We start from the raw sequence: 18,387 nt of genomic DNA, 5'->3' as shown, positions 1-18,387 counted from the left end.
AGGGCCGCAAGACGTAAAAAAAGGGTGAGAGTGCCGCACAAGTTGCTACGGATTTTAGCGATCTGCCTGCCCGGACAAGAAGCCCCCCGCGCTTTGCGTGGCGCGCGCAGGGGCATCAAACCGTGGGGCGTGATGCCGCAAACGGTTTCCGGAGAGCTTATTCCGGCACTCCTGCCTGCCGCAGGGCACATGCCCATTCCTGGCCCGCCGGGCTCATTGCGGCCGGGTTGTCGCGCTGGAACTGCGACAGGCAGAATTCCGGAGCTGCCTCAAGCAGCTTTTGGACCGTGTGGCGGGCTTCCTGATCCTGGCCCGACAGCTGCAGCGCAATCGCCTTGGAACGCAGCGGCACAGGAAACGCGCGCTTGGCCTGCAGCGAGCGGTCCGCCAATTCAATGGCGCGGCCATATTTACGCGCTGACAAATTCGCCAGGGCAGACAACGCATCAAAGTAATAGCATTGCGGCCCCAAGGGCGTCAGCCGCCGCGCAGCGTCGGTCATCTGCACTGCCTCGTCGGCCATATCCTGATAGGCCAGCGTGGCCCCCTTGAGGAGCAGTGCCAGTGCCTCGTTTGGATTGTCGCGCAGAGCAAGATCATAGGCATCAAGAGCTTGATCGAACCGGAAAGTGAGATGGCTGAAGATCAACCCTTTAAGAGTATGAGCCAAGGAAAAGCCCGGCGCCGCCTCAATTGCTGCCTCGGCCAGCTGACTCGCCAGACGGCTGTCTTCCAAGCGGTCGTGCGACAACCCCCGTTCAACCCGCATCACATGCCAGAACCCCATCCAGGTCAGGGGCAGCGCGTGGCCCGGCTCCCGTTCCAGCAGGTGCGAAAGGATACTGTAAGCCTGCTGGAACTTCTGCACGTCCATTTCCTGAATCAAGGAAATGGACGCCATCAGCAGAGTATGACTTTCCAGATCCTGCAGAGGCTTGAAGTCCGCCAACCGCACGGCCTCTCCGGCAGCAGTTTGACCAATTTGCAAAGTGGCGTTTCGCAGGACCGAACTGCGGCCCTCCATAAGACTGGCCAGTGAGCCTTCGAAACTGCGCGACCAGATCACCTTCTCCCGCAAAGCGTCATGCAAATCTATCTCGGCGTGAAACCGGTCGCCGCCGCAGGTTACAGCGCCCGACACCAGATAATCGGCTCCGGCCACTGATGAGACTTCAGCCGGACGCACGGTTTCAGGCTTAAACTGGCGCGACGCCAAATACGAGGTAACGGAAAACGCCCAACTGCGCGACAGACAGCGGGAAAGTTCCTCTGACACCAGTGAGCCTAAGGGGGCAGATGACTGGCCTGGGTGCCGGTGCGCGAAGGGCAGCACCGCAATTGAAGGCAACAGCCCGTCCAGAATGACCCGGCCTGGCGGCGTGCCCGTTCGCGCTGAGGGGGCTGCAGGCCTGCGGGTCAATTCTGCCCGCGCCTCTTGCAGCCAAGCGTTAAACACGGACTCATGCGGTAATTCAAAGCCTTCCATGAATTCAGTTCCGCCCGTGCAAGTGTCCAGCTCCACCCGTGTCAGATCCAGAATGACTCGCTCCCGGTTGGCATAAAGCAGCTTGGCCGCTTCCGGCCCAAGGTGCCGCCTTAGCGTCGACAGAGCGGTACGCAGGCTGGCCTTGGCCTGTTCCGGCTGTGCCAGGCACCACAATGTCTTTTCGAGAAAGGCCCGGGTCCGGATTCCGCCCTCGGCGGTGGACAGCAAAGCCACAAGAGCTTGGTGCTTGGCGCCGAGCTGCACGCCCGCACCATCCGAGTGGAACACCCCAAAAGCTCCGAAGCGGCGGATTTTCAAAAGGACAGTCATTCGCACCCCCACACAACGCGTGATACATTCAATATTAAAGTATCGTTATAATGCACGCCTTTAGGTTGTTTTGCAATTACTGATTAAAGTTGTTAATGAATTGCATTGCCGCACATAAGCCTGCGATGGGCAAAAAAGCTCACTTAATCGCTAAAAAACATGCACATACGCCTCCCGGCAACCTCAACATGAGCGGTGTGCGAGAACTGCACTCAACTTCCACTTCAGCTCCGCGTCATCAAAAACCACACAAAAAGTGTATTTTTTTAACAATTTCTGCCAATCTGCCTCAGACCGGTACCGGTTCAGGCCAGCCCCAGCCTTACGCAAGTGCTTCGCAGCGCCTCGCAGAACCGGGCAGCGGCCGGCGACAGCTGGTGCTCCAGCCGGACACAAAGGCCCACCGGCCCAACAGTGCCGCCGGTGTCCATGGGCAAGGCCACCATCGTGCCCGCAGCAAGATCCGGCCGCACCACACCCTTACTGATGATCCAGATCGCCTGATGCTCCAGCACAAAACGCCGTCCAAAGGCTGAGGAGACAGTTTCTACCGGATAGCGCGGCAACTCCAGTCCCTGCTCCAGAAACATCTGCTCCACCAGCGGCCGGATGACCGAGCCCTCAGACGGTATCAGCACCGGGTAGTCCTCGAAGGCGGAGAATGGCAGGCGACTGGCTCCGGCCAGCGGATGATTTTTTGCAGTAACTGCAACCACACGCTCGCGATAAAGAGGATCAAACCCGATCCCAGCCATAGCTTCCGGAGCTGGCATCCGGCCTACAACCAGATCCAGGCTGCCCCGGCGCAACTGGTCGACGAGGTACTGGTTATCACCGGACATCACCATGAAGCGCCCCGGCGCACCGCTGTTGCGCAGCCCGGATAACGTGTCCGGCACCAGATCCGCCTCCACCGTTGGCAGGGCGCCAATTGCGACCAGCGGCCCTTCCGCCTCATCCAGGCCGCGCAGCAGCGCAACACCGTCACGGGCCAGCGCCAGGCTGCGGCCGGCGTGATCGCGAAACAACTCACCATAGCTGCTGAGCCGGATGCCGCGGCCATGCTTTTCCACCAGCGGCTTGCCGCAGACCGCCTCCAGCTCGCGCAGCGCCCGGGTGACTGCGGGCTGGGTCATGCCCAGCGCATCCGCCGCCTGGGTGACACTCATCTTGCGGGCCACTTCAACGAAAACCTCCAAATGGCGCAGCTTCAAGGATGAGGAAAGGCGCATATCTCTACAGTTATCATTTCATGCCTAATTGAAGATTATACAGACCACTTGCGGTATGCGATATTGTTTCGGAACAGGGAGGCCGGAATGACGCAAGACCGCTACACCCGCGGCATGCAGGTGCGCCGCCAAGTACTGGGCGATGCTCATGTGGACCGGGCGGAGGCAGCCAAGACCGCGCTGGACCAGCCGTTTCAGGAGCTGATTTCTGAGGCTGCCTGGGGCACGGTCTGGGCCTCAGATCGGATTTCCTTACGAGAACGCTCGATGCTGACGCTGGCGCTGCTGGCAGCTACCGGCAATTTTGACGAAATTCCGATGCACATCCGCGCCACCGCCCGAACCGGTGCCAGCCGGGAGGACGTGCTTGAGGCCTTCCAGCATGTAGCCATCTATGCCGGGGTGCCGCGGGCCAACCGCGCGCTGAAACTAGCCAAACAGACCTACGCCGAAATGGACAGCGAGGGAGGGGAAACCCCATGACCAAGCCACCACAGCCAGGAGAGTTCTACCAAAGGGACCGCCGCTGGCATCCCGCTGCCCTGTCGCAGAATTACAAGACCTCAGTCACCCGCTCACCGCAGTTCCCGCTGATCAGCCTGGAAAACACCGCCAGCGAGATCACCGGACCGGTGTTCGGCCACGACGACATTGCCCCCGCCGACAATGACTTGCTGACGAATTTCGCCCAACCCGGCCAAAGTCCGATCGGCGAGCGCATCATCGTGCATGGCCGGGTGCTGGACGAAAACGCGCGTCCCGTGCCGAACACGCTGGTGGAGGTCTGGCAGGCCAATGCCTCCGGCCGCTACCGGCACAAGAAGGACACCTACCTCGGCGCGCTGGACCTGAATTTCGGCGGTTGCGGCCGGACCCTGACGGATGAAAACGGTCGCTACCATTTCCGCACCGTGAAGCCCGGCGCCTACCCCTGGCGCAACTGGGTGAACGACTGGCGGCCTGCGCACATCCATGTCTCGGTCTTTGGCAGCGGCTTTGCCCAGAGGCTGATCACCCAGCTGTACTTCGAGGGCGACCCGCTGATTGCCCGCTGCCCGATCGTGAACACCATCCCGGATCCAGAGGCGGTGGAGATGCTGGTGGCCCGGCTCGACATGAACGCGACCATCCCGCTCGACACCATCGCCTACCGCTTTGACATCGTGCTGCGCGGGCGGCGGTCCACGCTGTTCGAAAACCGGCTGGAGGGGAACTGATGCGCCAGAAGCTGGACTATTTGAAAGAAACACCCTCGCAGACCGCCGGGCCTTATGTCCATATCGGCCTCGCACCCGGCGCAGCAGGGTTCGAAATCTACGATCAGGAGCTTGGCCGGGACATTGCCGGCCCCAACGCCAAGGGTGAGCGGATCCGGGTCGAAGGCATGGTGACGGACGGTACCGGCTCGCCGGTCAAGGACGTGCTGCTGGAGGCCTGGCAGGCCAATGCGGATGGCGTCTATGCCCACCCCGAGCATTCAGGCGGGGTGGAGGAGGGTTTCCGCGGCTGGGGCCGGGTGATTACCGACTTTGAGACCGGCGAATGGGGCTTTGACACCGTGAAACCCGGGGCTGTCGCGGGCCGGAGCGGCCAGATGATGGCACCGCATATCAGCCTGTGGATCGTCGCCCGCGGCATCAACGTGGGGCTGAACACACGGCTCTATTTCGAGGATGAGCCCGAGGCCAACGCTGCCGACCCGGTGCTGAATGTGATAGAGTGGGAGCGCCGCCGCGCCACCCTGATCGCCAAGCGTGCGCTGCGCGGCGGCAAACCTGTCTACCGTTTCGACATCCGCCTGCAGGGCGAAGATGAGACCGTGTTCTTTGACATCTGAAGGGGAATTCCATGAGCAAACCCTGCATCATCTGTGTCGCCATCACCGGCTCGGTGCCGACCAAGGAGAACAACCCGGCGGTGCCGGTCACCATCGAAGAGCAGATCGAAAGCACCCATGAGGCGTTTGAGGCTGGCGCCTCGATTGCCCATTGCCACGTGCGCAACGACGACCAGACGCCAACCTCCGACCCAGAGAAATTCGCGCGTCTGATGGAGGGACTGCAGAAACATTGCCCTGGCATGATCATCCAGCTGTCGACCGGCGGCCGCTCCGGCGCGGGCCGGGAGCGCGGCGGCATGCTGCCCCTGCGTCCAGACATGGCGTCGCTGTCGGTGGGGTCCAACAATTTCCCAACCAGGGTCTACGAAAACTCCCCGGACCTGGTGGACTGGCTGGCATCGGAGATGCGCACTTATGAGGTGAAACCGGAAATCGAGGCCTTCGACCTGTCGCACATTCACCAGGCGGTGAAGATGAACCGCGAGGGGCGCATCCCCGGCACGCTTTACGTGCAGTTCGTGATGGGGGTGAAGAACGCGATGCCGGTCGACAAGGACGTGTTCGATTACTACGTCAAAACCATGCAGCGGCTGGCGCCAGAGGCCCAGTGGTGCGGCGCCGGCGTCGGGCCGGGGCAAATCCTGGTCAACGAATGGTCCATCGCCGCGGGCGGCCATACCCGCACCGGGCTGGAGGACAACATGCGGCTGGACCGGGACACCCTGGCGCCCTCGAACGCTGCGCTGGTGAAACGCGCAGCAGAGCTGTGTGAAAAATACGAGCGCCCCGTCGCCACCTGGCAGCAGGCCCGCGAGATCCTGGAGCTGCGACCCGCCTAAGGACGCCCGCTTCGGGTCGTAAGGCCCGAAGCCATGCCCAAGGCCGCCAGGCGGCCCGCCAGGGCAGCCGAGGGCGCGGGAGTACACCACGCCTCCCCCGCCGGAAGGATCACCCCTCGCCGGACAGGTCCTTGAGGATCGGGCAGTCCGGGCGGCTGTCGCCCGCGCAGCTGTTGACCAGCTCGCCAAGCGTGTCGTGCATCGCTTGAAGATCCGCGATCTTCTCCTCGATCTTGGCCAGATGCTCCTGCGCCAGCTGTTTCACATCGGCGCTCGCGCGGCTTTCGTCCTCGTACAGCGCCATCAGGGTGCGGCAGTCCTCGATGGTGAAACCCAGCGCCCGGGCCCGGCCCAGAAACGCCAGCTTGTGCAGATCGGTCTCGGCAAAGCAGCGGTAGCCGTTGGCGCTTCGGTGCGGCTTGATCAGGCCGATATCCTCATAGTAGCGGATCGTCTTGGCGGGCAGGCCTGAGCGGCTGGATACGTCCCCGATGTTCATGCGCGCGCCTCCTGCTTGCCGGCATCCTTGGCCGCGAATGCGGCCTGCTCCTCATCTATGGCAGGTTTCAGGCGGCGCAAGCGCAGGGCATTGGACAGCACAAACACGCTCGACAGCGCCATCGCGCCCGCAGCCAATGCCGGCGACAGCAACGGCCCGCCAAAGGGATAGAGCACCCCGGCGGCCACCGGGATCAGCAGCACGTTATAGCCAAAGGCCCAGCCCAAATTCTGGCGGATGTTGCGCATGGTGGCGCGGCTGACGGTCAGCGCATTGACCACCCCGCGCAGATCGCCGGAAACCAGCACCACGTCTGCCGCCTCAATGGCCACATCGGTGCCGGTGCCGATGGCGATGCCGGCATCCGCCGCTGCCAGCGCCGGCGCGTCATTGATGCCATCGCCGACAAAAGCCAGCGCCCCATGCTCCGCCTGCAGCTCCTGCAGCGTCTTGACCTTGTCCGCCGGCAGGCATTCGGCTTTCACCGCGTCAATGCCCAGCCGCCTGGCAATCGCTTGCGCCGTCGCGGCCGCATCGCCGGTGATCATCGCCACCTTCAGCCCCTGATCGTGAAACGCCTTGATCGCCGCAGGGGTGCCCGGCTTGATCGGGTCGGCCACCGCGATCACCGCCGCCGCCTGCCCGTCAATGGCTGCGTACAGCGGAGTTTCACCGCGTTCCGCCAGCCGCGCGCCTTCCGCCGCCAGCGCGCCAAGCGCAATGCCTTCGCGCACCATCAGCCGGGCAGCGCCCACCAGAACCTCGCGCCCCTCTGCCTCTGCCCGCAGGCCGTAGCCCGGGATCGCCTCAAAGGCGTCCGCCTTGGGCAGCCCCTTGCCGGCCGCTGCCGTGATGGCGCGGGCAATGGGGTGTTCGGACTGCGCCTCAGCCGCACCGGCCAGGCGCAGGACCTCCTCGCGGGTGAATCCCTCGGCGCAGATCAGCTCAGTCAGCGCCGGGCGGCCTTCGGTCAGGGTGCCGGTCTTGTCGAGCGCCACCAAATTGATCTCCTGCAGCCGCTGCAGCGCGTCGCCCTTGCGGAACAGCACCCCCATCTGGGCGGCGCGGCCGATGCCCACCATGATCGAGGTCGGCGTGGCCAGCCCCATCGCGCAGGGGCAGGCGATGATCAGCACAGAGACGCCGGCCACCAGCGCCAGCGGCAGCGACGGCGCCGGGCCGAACAGCGACCAGGCCAGCACGGTCAGCGCAGCCACAGCAATGACGGCAGGCACGAACCACAGGGTGATCCGGTCGACCAGCCCCTGCACCGGCAGCTTGGCGCCCTGCGCCTGCTCCACCATGCGGATAATCTGAGCTAGAACTGTGTCGCGCCCCACACGGGTCGCACGTAACTCCAGCGACGCATTGCCGTTGATCGTGCCCGCCGTCACCTCGTCACCGCGCGACTTGGCAACCGGCACAGGCTCTCCGGAGATCATGCTTTCATCGACATAGGAATTGCCGGAGGTGATCTCGCCGTCCACCGCGATCCGCTCGCCTGGGCGGACGCGGATCAGGTAGCCGGTGCCGATTTCTTCCACCGGGGTTTCAGTGGCTTCACCGCCGGAGACCACCATGGCGGTCTTGGGCTGCAATCCCGCGAGTTTGCGGATCGCGGCACCGGTGCGGCCTTTGGCGCGGGCCTCCAGAAAGCGGCCCGTGAGGATCAGCACCACGATGACCGCCGCGGCCTCGTAATAGACATTGGCGGTGCCCGCGGGCAGCAGCGCGGGCGCAAAGGTGGAGATCACCGAGAACCCGTAAGCGGCCGAGGTGCCCAGCGCCACCAGCGCGTTCATATCCGGCGCCCCCCGGAACAGTGCCGGGATCCCCTTAGTATAGAACTGCCGCCCTGGCCCCGCCAGCACCGCGGTGGTCAGGGCAAACTGCAGCATATAGCTGTTCTGCATGCCGATGTTTGCCGCCACCCAGTGGTGAAGCGCCGGCAGCATATGGCCGCCCATCTCGATCAGAAACACCGGCAGCGTCAGCAATGCGGCGATCAGCACTTGGCGGCCCAGCACAGCAATCTCATCCGCCTTGCGCTGACTGGCCTGTTCCGCCTCATCCTCCGCCGCGCCGCTGCGACGGGCGGGATAGCCTGCCTCTGTAACCATGCGGGCCAGATCCGCGGCACGGACCACCCCGGTCAGAAACCGGACTTGCGCGCTTTCGCTGGCCAGGTTGACGCGCGCCTCCAGCACGCCTGGCACCGCCAGCAGCGCCCGCTCCACCCGCCCCACACAGGACGCACAGGTCATACCGCTGAGCGCCAGGGTAACATCCGACTCCGCCGCCGGGTAGCCCGCGGATTTGAGCGCATCCGTCAGCTGAACCAGTTGCACCTGCGGCGCGGCCTCGACCTGGCCAGTTGCGTTTGCAAGGTTCACCGAGGCCGTCTCAACCCCTTCGACCGCAGCCAGGGCACGTTCGGCGCGTCCGGCACAGCCTGCGCAGCTCAGATTGGTGATTTGCAGTGAAATACGGGTGTTTTCTGACATGGGAGACCTGCGGGTTTTGTCCTATGTTAGGCCATATGAGGGTTCCAGTCAGTGGAAGGTCAAGGCCCCGCGGCAAGATTCCTTCCCAAAACTGGAAGCCTGCAGGCAAGCTGCTGGAATACGCAGTTTTTTCTTCCTAAACAGATGGCGCGGACCGCCGCTCAGCTGTCGCATTCGGGGCAAAGCTATGCACACAGGGACTGCTAGGGTGCTGAGGCAATGCTTGCGCGCGCCAGTCTGCAAATGTAACGCTGGGTCATTCCGACCCGCGGCCCTGCCGCTGGCAACGCATTCACCCCGGACCCGCCCTGCGGCGGCCCGGCCCCGGAGAATATGGACGAAGGACCAGTCACATGATCAAGACCCGCGCCGCTGTTGCGGTTGCCCCCGGCAAACCGCTGGAAATCATGGAGGTGAACCTCGAAGGCCCCAAGGCGGGCGAGGTTCTGGTGGAAATCAAGGCAACCGGCCTGTGCCACACCGATGAATTCACCCGCTCCGGCGATGACCCGGAAGGCATCTTTCCAGCGATCCTGGGCCATGAGGGCGCGGGCGTCGTGATCGAGGTCGGCGAAGGCGTGACCAGCCTGAAGCCCGGCGACCACGTGATCCCGCTCTACACGCCTGAGTGCCGCGAGTGCGAATACTGCCTCAACCCCAAGACAAACCTGTGCCAGGCGATCCGCTCGACGCAAGGACAAGGCCTGCTGCCGGACGGCACCACCCGCTTCTCGATGCAGGACGGCACCCCGATCCACCACTACATGGGCTGCTCGACCTTTGCCAACCACACTGTGGTTCCGGAAATTGCGCTGGCGAAAATCCGTGATGACGCACCGTTCGACAAGGTCTGCTACATCGGCTGCGGCGTCACCACCGGCATTGGCGCTGTGATCAACACCGCCAAGGTGGAAATTGGCTCCCGCGCGGTGGTTTTCGGTCTCGGCGGCATCGGCCTGAACGTGATCCAGGGCCTGCGGTTGGCCGGCGCCGACCAGATCGTAGGCGTCGACCTGAACCCGGGCAAGGTGGAGATGGCGAAACACTTCGGCATGACCGATTTCGTCAACCCGGCCGAGGTCGAGGGCGATCTGGTGGCGCATCTGGTCGAGCTCACCGGCGGCGGTGCGGATTATACCTTTGACGCAACCGGCAACGTGAACGTGATGCGCACCGCGCTGGAATGCGCCCACAAGGGCTGGGGCGAGTCGATCATCATCGGCGTGGCGCCTGCCGGGGCCGAGATTTCCACCCGCCCATTCCAGCTGGTCACCGGCCGCAGCTGGCGCGGCACCGCGTTCGGCGGCGCATCGGGCCGCACCGACGTGCCGAAGATCGTCGACTGGTACATGGACGGCAAGATCGAGATCGACCCGATGATTACCCACAAGCTGACGCTGGATCAGATCAACGAAGGCTTTGACCTGATGCACGAAGGCAAGTCGATCCGCGCGGTGGTCGAGTTCTGATCCCGGGATTCATGCGAAACAGATGAAACGCAGGCCCTCGGGCCTGCGTTTTCATTTGAACAATGGTCAGGAATGGCCCTGCCGTCAGTTTTCGGTGGTGGCCTCCACTGCGTCAAGCCGGACGTCATAACCCCAGAGCCTGCGCAGATGCTTCAGCACCTCTTCCTGATCATCCTCGTCCAGATGGATGCCATCGCGCACGGTGTGGGTCAGCTTTAGCTCCCGGTCGCCGCGCAGGTCGGCATCGGTGACCTGGATGTCCGGCTCCAGATAGGCGAGGTCATACTGTTTCGCCAAATCGCGGCGGATTGCCTTGTAGCCGGCCCGGTTGTGGATCTGACTGACCACAAGATTGGGCAGCTCCGCATCGTTGGTCAGGGTGAAAAGCTTGAACTTTCGGATCAGGTTCGGTGACAGGAACTGCTGGATGAAGCTTTCGTCGCGGTAGTTAGCCCAGGCATCCCGCAGCACCCTGCGCCAATCCGGGTTGCCGGCAAAGTCCGGGAACCACTCCCGGTCCTCGTCGGTCGGGTTCTGGCAGATGCGCCGGATGTCGTCCATCATCGCAAAGCCCAGCGCATAGGGATTGATGCCGGAAAACCGCGGATCGTCATACTCCGGCTGCATCACCACATTGGTGTGGCTGTGCAGCATCTCCATATAGGCACCTTGCGTGATCTGGCCCTGCTCATACAGTTTGCTGATGATGTAGTAATGCACGAAGGTCGCACAGCCTTCGTTCATCACCTTGGTCTGTTTCTGCGGGTAAAGATACTGCGCCAGCATCCGCACGATGCGCAGAATTTCGCACTGCCAGGGCTCCAGCACCGGGCTGTGTTTCTCCAGGAAATACAGGATGTTCTCCTGCGGCAGGTTCATCATCTTGCGCCGCGCGCTGTAGTCGGCGTCCTCGACCAGTTCCAGCTTGTCCCGGCCAAGTGTCGAGTCGGTCCAGATGTCCAGCACGCTCTGGCCGCTTTCATACCCCTCGCGCACTTTCTGCATCGCTACCAGTTCCTCACTGGTGGGCTTGGGCGGGCGGCCGTAACGGAATACGCCCTGCGACTGCATCGCATGTGCGGCGTCCAGCACTTCTTCCACGGCCATCGGGCCATAACGCTCCTCGCAGGCGGCGATGTAGTTCTTGGCGAACGCCAGGTAGTCGTGAATACCCTCGGCATCTGTCCATTGCTGGAACAGGTAGTTGTTCTTGAAGAAATGATTGTGCCCGAAAGCCGCATGCGCCATCACCAGCGTCTGCATCGCCATGGTGTTTTCTTCCATGTTGTAGCTGATGCAGGGATTGGAATTGATGACGATCTCGTAGGCCAGCCCTTGACGGCCAGTGCGGTAAAGCGCCTCGTCGCGGGCGAAATGCTTGCCAAAAGACCAGTGCTGATACATTAGCGGCAGGCCGACGCAGGAATAGGCGTCCAGCATCTGCTCAGCCGAGATGATCTCGATCTGGTTGGGATAGACGTCCAGTCCAAGGTCCTTGAGCGCGATCTCTTCGATCGCGTCGCGCGCCTTTTCCATCAGTTCAAAGGTCCATTCCGGCCCGTCAAACAGCGGCTCGCGCGCCGTTTCAGCTGCCCGCATGCTGCATCCCTTTCACCTTGGGGAGGAAGAATTCCCGGAAAATCGGATAGATGTGGCCCGGCTGCGAGACCCGCTGCATTTCGAAATGCTGCGCCTGCGCCTTCACCTCGCGATAGTTCTGCCACAGATCTTCGCCTGCTTCGGGGTTGTTCAGCAGCATCTCCGCCGCTTCATCGACGATTTCCACATAGGCGTAGAACTGGCTGACCGGCAACAGGTCGTTCAACAGCAGGTTCTTGCAGCGCACAGAGTCATTGCCGAAGTTTTCACCGTCTGAGGCCTGGGCGCCATAGATGTTCCACTCGTCCGGCGGGTAGCGTTCCTCGATGATCTCCTTCATCTTCTCCAGCGCGGTAGAGACGATGGTGCCGCCGGTCTCGCGAGCATAGAAGAAAGTTTCCTCATCCACTTCCTGAGCGTGGTGTGTATGGCGCACGAACACCAGCTCCGTGTGTTCATAGCAGCGTTCCAAAAACAGATGCAGCAATAGGAAAAAGCGCTTGGCCAAGTCTTTTTCGCGCTCCTGCATGGAGCCGGATACATCCATCAGGCAGAATACCACGGCTCGGGAGTTGCGGATCTTTTCCGGCACGAAGGTGTCGTAACGCAGATCCAGCGGGTCGATGTAGCCGACCACCTTGCGCTTGCGGATGATGCCTTCCAGCCGTTTTTTCAGTGCCTCCAGGAATTCCTCCTGCGGCGGGGTGCGCTCATCCAGCGCCTCCAGTTCGGCGATCTGTTCCTCCAGTGCGCGCTGGGATTTAGCGGTGGGACGCTGCAGGGCGATGCGGCGGCCCAGCGAGTTGCGCATGGTGCGTACCAGGTTCAGGTTGTTGGGGGTGCCTGCAGTGGTCAGGCCAGCGCGGCGGGTGCCGATGGTCTCGGTTTCCACTGTGGCCTTTTCCACCAGATCCGGCAGCTCCAGCCCCTCGAACAGGATTTCCAGGTACTCCTCCTGGGTCAGGGTGAAGGAAAACTCATCCTCGCCATCCCCGTCTTCTGATGCCTGGCGGCCGCCCTGTCCGGCGCCGCCCTGCGGCCGTTTGATGGTGTCGCCGACAACAAATTCCTTGTTGCCGGGCAGCACATGGCGGCGCATTCCGCCCTTAGAAGAATGGAAGAACCGCGGCTCCTTCAGCCCCCGGGTCGGGATGGTGACCTTTTCGCCTTCGTCCGGAACACCGCTGCCGCCTTGGATCGACTTCCCCCGGACCGACTGATCGACGCGCTCCTTAATATTCTCCCGGGCCCGACGCAGAAACCGCTGGCGGTTCCCGAGGCTCTTGCCCTTTGGGTTGGCGCGCCTGTCGATGAAATGATGCATGTTGCACAGCGCTCCTCTTTAGCCCGCCTTGTTGACCCGCATGTACCATTCGACCAAGCGCCTCACTTGGCGGTCGGTATAGCCGTGGCCGCGCATCCGCTCGACGAACTCCTGGTGCTTGCTTTCGGTCTTGCTGTCCTTCTTCGAGCCGAAGGAGATTACCGGCAGCAGTTCCTCGACCTGGCTGAACATGTGCTTCTCGATCACGTCGCGCAGCTTCTCATAGGAGTTCCAGGCCGGGTTCGAGCCGGTGTTGGCACGGTGGCGCAAGGCGAACTTGACCACCTCGTTGCGGAAGTCCTTGGGGTTGGCGATACCGACCGGCTTCTCAATCTTGCTGAGCTCCGCATCCAGCACCTCGCGGTTATAGAGCTGGCCGGTGTCAGGATCCTTGTAGTCCTGCTCTTCGATCCAGGCGTCAGCGTATGAAATATAGCGGTCAAAAACGTTCTGCCCGTATTCGGTATAGCTTTCGAGGTACGCCTTCTGGATTTCATTGCCGATGAACTCCTCGTAACGGGGCGCCAGCTCGGTCTTGATGAACTCCAGGTACTTCTGCTCCGTCTCCTGAGGAAATTGCTCGCGCTTGATCATCTGCTCCAGCACATACATCAGATGCACCGGGTCCGCCGCCACCTCGTTGGTATCGAAATTGAAGGTGGTGGAAAGCACCTTGAAAGCGAAACGGGTGGAGATGCCGTTCATGCCCTCATCGACACCTGCACGGTCCTGGTACTCTTGAACCGTCTTGGCCTTGGGGTCGGTGTCCTTCAGGCTTTCACCATCATAGACCCGCATCTTGGAATAGAGGTTGGAGTTCTCATGCGGTTTCAGGCGGGTCAGCACAGAAAAGCGGCTCAGGATCTTCAGCGTCTCCGGCGCGCAGGGTGCATCGCGCAATTCGCTGTGCTCAATCAGCTTTTTATAGATTGAGGTCTCATCCGAGACGCGCAGGCAGTAGGGCACCTTGACGATAGACACCCGGTCGATGAAGGCCTCGTTGTTCTTGTTGTTCTTGAACGACTGCCATTCGCTTTCGTTCGAATGCGCAAGGATCAGACCGTTGAACGGAATCGCTCCGAAGCTTTCGGTGCCCATGTAGTTGCCTTCCTGGGTCGCAGTCAGCAACGGGTGAAGCATCTTGATCGGCGCCTTGAACATCTCGACAAACTCCAGGATACCCTGGGTCGCCCGGTTCAAACCTCCCGAGAAGCTGTAGGCGTCCGGATTGTCCTGGCTGAAATGCTCCAGCTGGCGGATGTCGACCTTGCCAACCAGAGTGGAAATGTCCTGGTTGTTCTCATCACCCGGCTCCACCTTGGCCACACAGATCCGGCGCAGACGCGACGGATACAGGCGGACAACCGAGAACTTGTTGATATCGCCGTCAAATTCATCCAGCCGCTGCACCGCCCACGGCGACATGAGCCCCGGCAGCCGATGCTGGGCAATGCCGTATTCCTCTTCCAGAACCTTGCCCATGCGGACCGGGTCGAACAGGCCCAGCGGGCTTTCGAAGATCGGCGAAATCTGGTCGCCGGCCTTCAACACATAAATGGGCTGATCTTCTACGAGGCGCTTCAGACGTTCCGCCAGCGAGGATTTGCCACCGCCGACCGGGCCGAGCAGGTAGAGGATCTGCTTGCGCTCTTCCAATCCCTGCGCCGCGTGGCGGAAGTAGCCGACGATCCGCTCGATCGTGTCTTCCATGCCGAAGAAATCGTAGAAGGCGCTGTAGCGTTTGATCGTCCGGTTCTGAAAGATCGGCCCGAGCCGCGCGTCCTTGGACGTGTCCACCAGTTCCTCTTCGCCAATTGCCTTCAGCATCCTCTCGGCGACGTTTGCGTACAGGCTTTGATCGTCACGGCAGGCGTTCAAATACTCCTGCAGCGGCATTTCCTGCTCGCGCGTTTCGCCGTACTGCTCTGCAAAAAGTTCGGCAATGTCTTTCATCTTGGATCAAGCCTCCTGGTTAACTGGCGCCGTTCCTCCTGGCGTTTAAGATCGCGCACGGACAGAGAGTGCCCCGCACGTGGGCATGGATGTCCGCGTCAGTGTTGAGTTCTGATTTCTGCTCGGCGCCGTTACTGGCGGTGTTACGTCCGGCTGGCCGCTCTTGGCGGCGGCCTGCGCCCGGAAACCAGGGCTATCGGCGTCGTGTTACTTACTCTCGAGCTTACACCAATTACGAACTTCTTACTATCTGAAAGTGGTGTACTTTTAATTAATTGCCAGAAACTTTTGCGGGAAATTTACATCACATCGCAGCGATCACTGTCGGCAAACACCCCTTTTGAATCGCGGCACTTCAACGGTTTCCGCGCCATACTCCCCTCCTGAAACCAGCCTCACGAAGATGTCGCCCCAGCATTTGCAGCCCCTTCAAAAGCTGCCCCGCCGGGCATCCGCGGCTGGCCTCCGCCCTTCTTCAGCGCGTGAAAGCGACCGGAGCGGCATCACTCAAGCGTGGAAAACCGTAGAAAATCTGCGGCAGACAGGACACGGTCGGCGACCAAATGTCCTCAAATGCACTGCGCATACACTGGACAGGCCTGAGAAAATTGTCACATTGTAGGCTCAAAATGGCCGCAAAAGACGGCAGCTGGGCAAAATACAGGCAAACGAAACCACACGCCGATGGCCGAATTCCGGGCCGCGGCGCTTATAGATGGGCGGTAAATTTATGAGCACGGTCGCATATATCACCCGCGATATGGCGGGCACTACGCAGCATGGAAATTTTTCCGAGGGAACGCCGGCAAGTCTTGACGCGTCTCATTCCAAGGATTTCTCTCTGAATCTAAGACCCGCTGATGTTGAGAGCTACTCCCGGCAGGGCAACAACCTTCATATCATGCTGGCAAACGGCCAGGAGCTGGTACTCGAGAATTATTACTCCTTCGGTGCAACGGGCAGCAAAAACCTGTTCCTTAGCCAGGAAGGCGAGTTCATAGAAGTCGTGCTGGAGGACAAATCCGGCGGTATGCTGTTTGCCACCTACGAGCCGCTCGATCTGGCCGGCAAGTGGAGCGCCTATGACGACATGGTCTTTCTGGACGTCGACCGGATCGAACCAGTGGTTGCGCCGCTGGCTGCTCCATTATTCGGTGGCCTTGGCGCGGCCGGCGCTGCAGCAGGTGTAGCTGGCGCCGCAGCCATTGTCGGAGGCGGCGGTGGCGGTGGCGGCGGAGGTGGCTCCAACGGCAACACCTTTGTAACCATCGACAGCGGCCAGGCTGGCGGCGATGATGCAATCAGCGGTGCCGAAGCTGCATCCGGGGTGACTCTGACAGGCACCGCGGAAGCCGGTTCCACCGTGGAAGTGACCTTTCAGGGAGTAACCCGGACTGTGACCGCCACCGATGACGGTATCTGGAGCGCGGACTTCGCGGCTTCTGAAATTACCGGCGGCGAGTACGATGCACCGGTCAGCGTCACATCGACAAACACCTCCGGCGACACGGCAACGGCCAATTCCACCATCCGTATCGATACCGAGACTGCTGTTGCAATTGATGATGGCCAAGCCGGCGGCGATGACATGATCAATGGCGCAGAGGCCGCGAACGGGGTGACCCTGACAGGCACCGCTGAAGCTGGCGCAACTGTTGACGTCACCTTCCAAGGGGTGACACGCACGGTTACAGCCGCAAGCGATGGCACTTGGAGCGCCGATTTTGCAGCGTCCGAGATCCTGTCGGGTGAATACGACGCTGACGTGACCGCCACGGCGACCGATGCCTATGGCAACACCGAAACCGTCACCGGAACGGTACGGGTGGACACCATCACATCGGTGGCGATTGATGCGAACCAGGCCGGCGGCGACGACATTGTGAACAATGCAGAGGCCAGCGACGGGGTAACCCTGACCGGCACTGCCGAAGTGGGTGCCGCGGTCAGTGTCACCGTCGAAGGCGTGACCCGCACAACAACCGCGGACTCCAGCGGCAACTGGGCCGCAGAGTTCGAAGCGGGCTCCCTGCCCACCGGTGAATATGACACCACTGTCAGCGTCACCTCCACCGATGCAGCAGGCAATACAGCGACGGCCACTGCCGATCTGCGCGTGGACACTCTGGTTGATCCCCTCACCGTGGATACATCCAGCGTCGAAGGCGACGGTATCGTCAATGAAAACGAGCACAGCGACGGCGTGACCCTGACAGGCACCGTGGAGCCGGGTTCCACCGTGGTTGTGCAGCTGGGCAGCGCAACCGAAACTGCAACCGTTGACAGCAGCGGCAACTGGACCGTGGATTTCGCCGACTCCGACATCCCGGAAGGCAGCTATGAAGCAGATGTCACCGTCACAGCCACGGATGCTGTAGGCAACACTGCAGAAATCACTGACACCCTGACCATCGACACGGAAGTTGTGCCGTTTGAGGCAGACAGCATCACCGACGACGACATCGTCAACATCGCCGAACGCGCTGCGGGGTTGACCCTGACCGGAACAGTCGAGCCCGGCTCCTCGGTCGATGTCACCATTGAAGGCCTGACGCGCAGTGCAAGCGTAGATGCCGATGGCAATTGGAGCGTGGAATTCGACGTAGAGGATTTGCCCGAAGGAACCTACAGCAGCAGCGCGGTTATCACGGCGACGGACCCGGCAGGCAATACCGCAACTCTGACTGAGACCTTTGAAGTCGATACTGATTACGATGCACCGAATGTCGGTAATATCATCGACACGGGGGCTGGAGTCACTGGTTTCTTCAGCGATGACTATAAGGACAGCGATACCGCGCACGAGCTGACCAGCGGCGGCGCGGTGGAGGAGGTTACCGGAACCTCCACGGACCTCGGCGGCGGCAGCACCCTGTTCAGCTTTGACGAGACGGTGCCGGACGGGTCGAACCTGGTGGTGAACCGCGTCGATGATGCAGGCAACAGTTCCGGCACCATGGTTGTTTTTGAAGACGGTGCAGATGCCACGGTTCTCGACCACGCAGGCTTGTCGCAATTCAACATCGACGAGCTGAACCTGGTGCATGCGGACAACGTCAACCTCACCCTGACCGAGGCCGACATCAACGCGCTTTCAGGAAACTCCGATACCTTGACCGTGCATGGCGGCTCGGACGACACGCTGACCATCACCGGAGCGACGGCCAGCGGCACCCAGACGGTCGACGGCGAGACCTACGACGTTTACACTCTGGGCGACGACGGCACTACGATCCTGGTCGATGAAGACGTCAACACCGTGATCTGATCTACCGGCCTGGCGGCTTCTGCTGCCGGGTCCAAAATATCAAA

General features: G+C 61.5%; 13 protein-coding genes. 6 read left to right on the top strand and 7 right to left on the bottom strand.

The genetic code is table 11. The annotated features are described in order from the left end of the window. Positions 1-157: 157 nt before the first annotated feature. Both GKC28_RS05840 and pcaQ read right to left on the bottom strand, forming a co-directional pair. Positions 158-1,816, bottom strand: a complete 1,659-nt coding sequence (locus GKC28_RS05840) for a transcriptional regulator (protein ID WP_174145896.1) — start codon at positions 1,814-1,816, stop codon at positions 158-160. A gap of 305 nt (positions 1,817-2,121) precedes the next feature. Next, positions 2,122-3,048: a pca operon transcription factor PcaQ gene (gene pcaQ, locus GKC28_RS05835; protein ID WP_174145894.1), complete on the bottom strand. Its 927-nt coding sequence runs from the start codon at positions 3,046-3,048 to the stop codon at positions 2,122-2,124. Between the two features lie 87 nt (positions 3,049-3,135). Here pcaQ and pcaC point away from each other — a divergent pair, with 87 nt between their 5' ends. Genes pcaC through GKC28_RS05815 form a run of 4 tightly spaced genes read left to right on the top strand, consistent with a single transcriptional unit; the run spans position 3,136 to position 5,727 of the window. After that, on the top strand, positions 3,136-3,531 hold the full coding sequence (gene pcaC / locus GKC28_RS05830; protein ID WP_174145891.1) for a 4-carboxymuconolactone decarboxylase: 396 nt from the start codon (positions 3,136-3,138) through the stop codon (positions 3,529-3,531). Next, positions 3,528-4,265, top strand: coding sequence for a protocatechuate 3,4-dioxygenase subunit beta (pcaH, locus tag GKC28_RS05825; protein WP_174145889.1), 738 nt, complete (start codon positions 3,528-3,530; stop codon positions 4,263-4,265). The genes pcaC and pcaH overlap by 4 nt, the downstream gene beginning before the upstream one ends. Then, on the top strand, positions 4,265-4,885 hold the full coding sequence (gene pcaG, locus GKC28_RS05820; RefSeq protein WP_174145887.1) for a protocatechuate 3,4-dioxygenase subunit alpha: 621 nt from the start codon (positions 4,265-4,267) through the stop codon (positions 4,883-4,885). Before pcaH ends, pcaG begins: the two co-directional genes overlap by 1 nt. Before the next feature lie 11 nt (positions 4,886-4,896). After that, positions 4,897-5,727 carry a 3-keto-5-aminohexanoate cleavage protein gene (locus GKC28_RS05815; RefSeq protein WP_174145885.1) on the top strand — a complete coding sequence of 277 codons (831 nt, stop codon included), beginning with the start codon at positions 4,897-4,899 and terminating at the stop codon, positions 5,725-5,727. A gap of 109 nt (positions 5,728-5,836) precedes the next feature. On the opposite strand, the gene cueR is transcribed toward GKC28_RS05815, so the two are convergent. Continuing rightward, entirely contained in the window at positions 5,837-6,226 is a 390-nt protein-coding gene (gene cueR, locus GKC28_RS05810) for a Cu(I)-responsive transcriptional regulator (protein ID WP_039181103.1), read from the bottom strand. Continuing rightward, the gene (locus GKC28_RS05805; RefSeq protein WP_174145883.1) at positions 6,223-8,730 is read right to left on the bottom strand and encodes a heavy metal translocating P-type ATPase; all 2,508 of its coding nucleotides are present in this window, start codon (positions 8,728-8,730) and stop codon (positions 6,223-6,225) included. Before GKC28_RS05805 ends, cueR begins: the two co-directional genes overlap by 4 nt. A gap of 356 nt (positions 8,731-9,086) precedes the next feature. On the opposite strand from GKC28_RS05805, the gene GKC28_RS05800 reads away from it, so the two are divergent. Further along, on the top strand, positions 9,087-10,199 hold the full coding sequence (locus GKC28_RS05800) for an S-(hydroxymethyl)glutathione dehydrogenase/class III alcohol dehydrogenase (protein WP_174146060.1): 1,113 nt from the start codon (positions 9,087-9,089) through the stop codon (positions 10,197-10,199). Between the two features lie 84 nt (positions 10,200-10,283). Here GKC28_RS05800 and GKC28_RS05795 read toward each other — a convergent pair whose 3' ends face one another. From GKC28_RS05795 to GKC28_RS05785, 3 genes are read right to left on the bottom strand one after another with little or no spacing between them, the layout of a single operon-like run. Beyond that, complete coding sequence (locus GKC28_RS05795) at positions 10,284-11,798, bottom strand: SpoVR family protein (RefSeq protein WP_174145881.1); 1,515 nt, start codon at positions 11,796-11,798, stop codon at positions 10,284-10,286. Next, positions 11,785-13,122: a YeaH/YhbH family protein gene (locus GKC28_RS05790; RefSeq protein WP_174145880.1), complete on the bottom strand. Its 1,338-nt coding sequence runs from the start codon at positions 13,120-13,122 to the stop codon at positions 11,785-11,787. The genes GKC28_RS05795 and GKC28_RS05790 overlap by 14 nt, the downstream gene beginning before the upstream one ends. Before the next feature lie 18 nt (positions 13,123-13,140). Further along, entirely contained in the window at positions 13,141-15,075 is a 1,935-nt protein-coding gene (locus tag GKC28_RS05785) for a PrkA family serine protein kinase (protein WP_174145878.1), read from the bottom strand. 730 nt (positions 15,076-15,805) lie between these two features. Here GKC28_RS05785 and GKC28_RS05780 point away from each other — a divergent pair. Then, the gene (locus tag GKC28_RS05780; protein ID WP_174145876.1) at positions 15,806-18,343 is read left to right on the top strand and encodes an Ig-like domain-containing protein; all 2,538 of its coding nucleotides are present in this window, start codon (positions 15,806-15,808) and stop codon (positions 18,341-18,343) included. Positions 18,344-18,387 lie beyond the last annotated feature (44 nt).

Source organism: Leisingera sp. ANG59, assembly GCF_013317235.1.
Lineage (GTDB): Bacteria > Pseudomonadota > Alphaproteobacteria > Rhodobacterales > Rhodobacteraceae > Leisingera.
Note: the sequence above shows the minus strand (reverse complement) of the source record. Positions and strands in the feature narration are given on the sequence as shown.

Excerpts from the sequence above, each read along its gene's own strand:
- GKC28_RS05840 (WP_174145896.1), bottom strand. The coding sequence starts at position 1,816 with ATGACTGTCCTTTTGAAAATCCGCCGCTTCGGAGCTTTTGGGGTGTTC.
- pcaQ (WP_174145894.1), bottom strand. The coding sequence starts at position 3,048 with ATGCGCCTTTCCTCATCCTTGAAGCTGCGCCATTTGGAGGTTTTCGTT.
- pcaC (WP_174145891.1), top strand. The coding sequence starts at position 3,136 with ATGACGCAAGACCGCTACACCCGCGGCATGCAGGTGCGCCGCCAAGTA.
- pcaH (WP_174145889.1), top strand. The coding sequence starts at position 3,528 with ATGACCAAGCCACCACAGCCAGGAGAGTTCTACCAAAGGGACCGCCGC.
- pcaG (WP_174145887.1), top strand. The coding sequence starts at position 4,265 with ATGCGCCAGAAGCTGGACTATTTGAAAGAAACACCCTCGCAGACCGCC.
- GKC28_RS05815 (WP_174145885.1), top strand. The coding sequence starts at position 4,897 with ATGAGCAAACCCTGCATCATCTGTGTCGCCATCACCGGCTCGGTGCCG.
- cueR (WP_039181103.1), bottom strand. The coding sequence starts at position 6,226 with ATGAACATCGGGGACGTATCCAGCCGCTCAGGCCTGCCCGCCAAGACG.
- GKC28_RS05805 (WP_174145883.1), bottom strand. The coding sequence starts at position 8,730 with ATGTCAGAAAACACCCGTATTTCACTGCAAATCACCAATCTGAGCTGC.
- GKC28_RS05795 (WP_174145881.1), bottom strand. The coding sequence starts at position 11,798 with ATGCGGGCAGCTGAAACGGCGCGCGAGCCGCTGTTTGACGGGCCGGAA.
- GKC28_RS05790 (WP_174145880.1), bottom strand. The coding sequence starts at position 13,122 with ATGCATCATTTCATCGACAGGCGCGCCAACCCAAAGGGCAAGAGCCTC.
- GKC28_RS05785 (WP_174145878.1), bottom strand. The coding sequence starts at position 15,075 with ATGAAAGACATTGCCGAACTTTTTGCAGAGCAGTACGGCGAAACGCGC.
- GKC28_RS05780 (WP_174145876.1), top strand. The coding sequence starts at position 15,806 with ATGAGCACGGTCGCATATATCACCCGCGATATGGCGGGCACTACGCAG.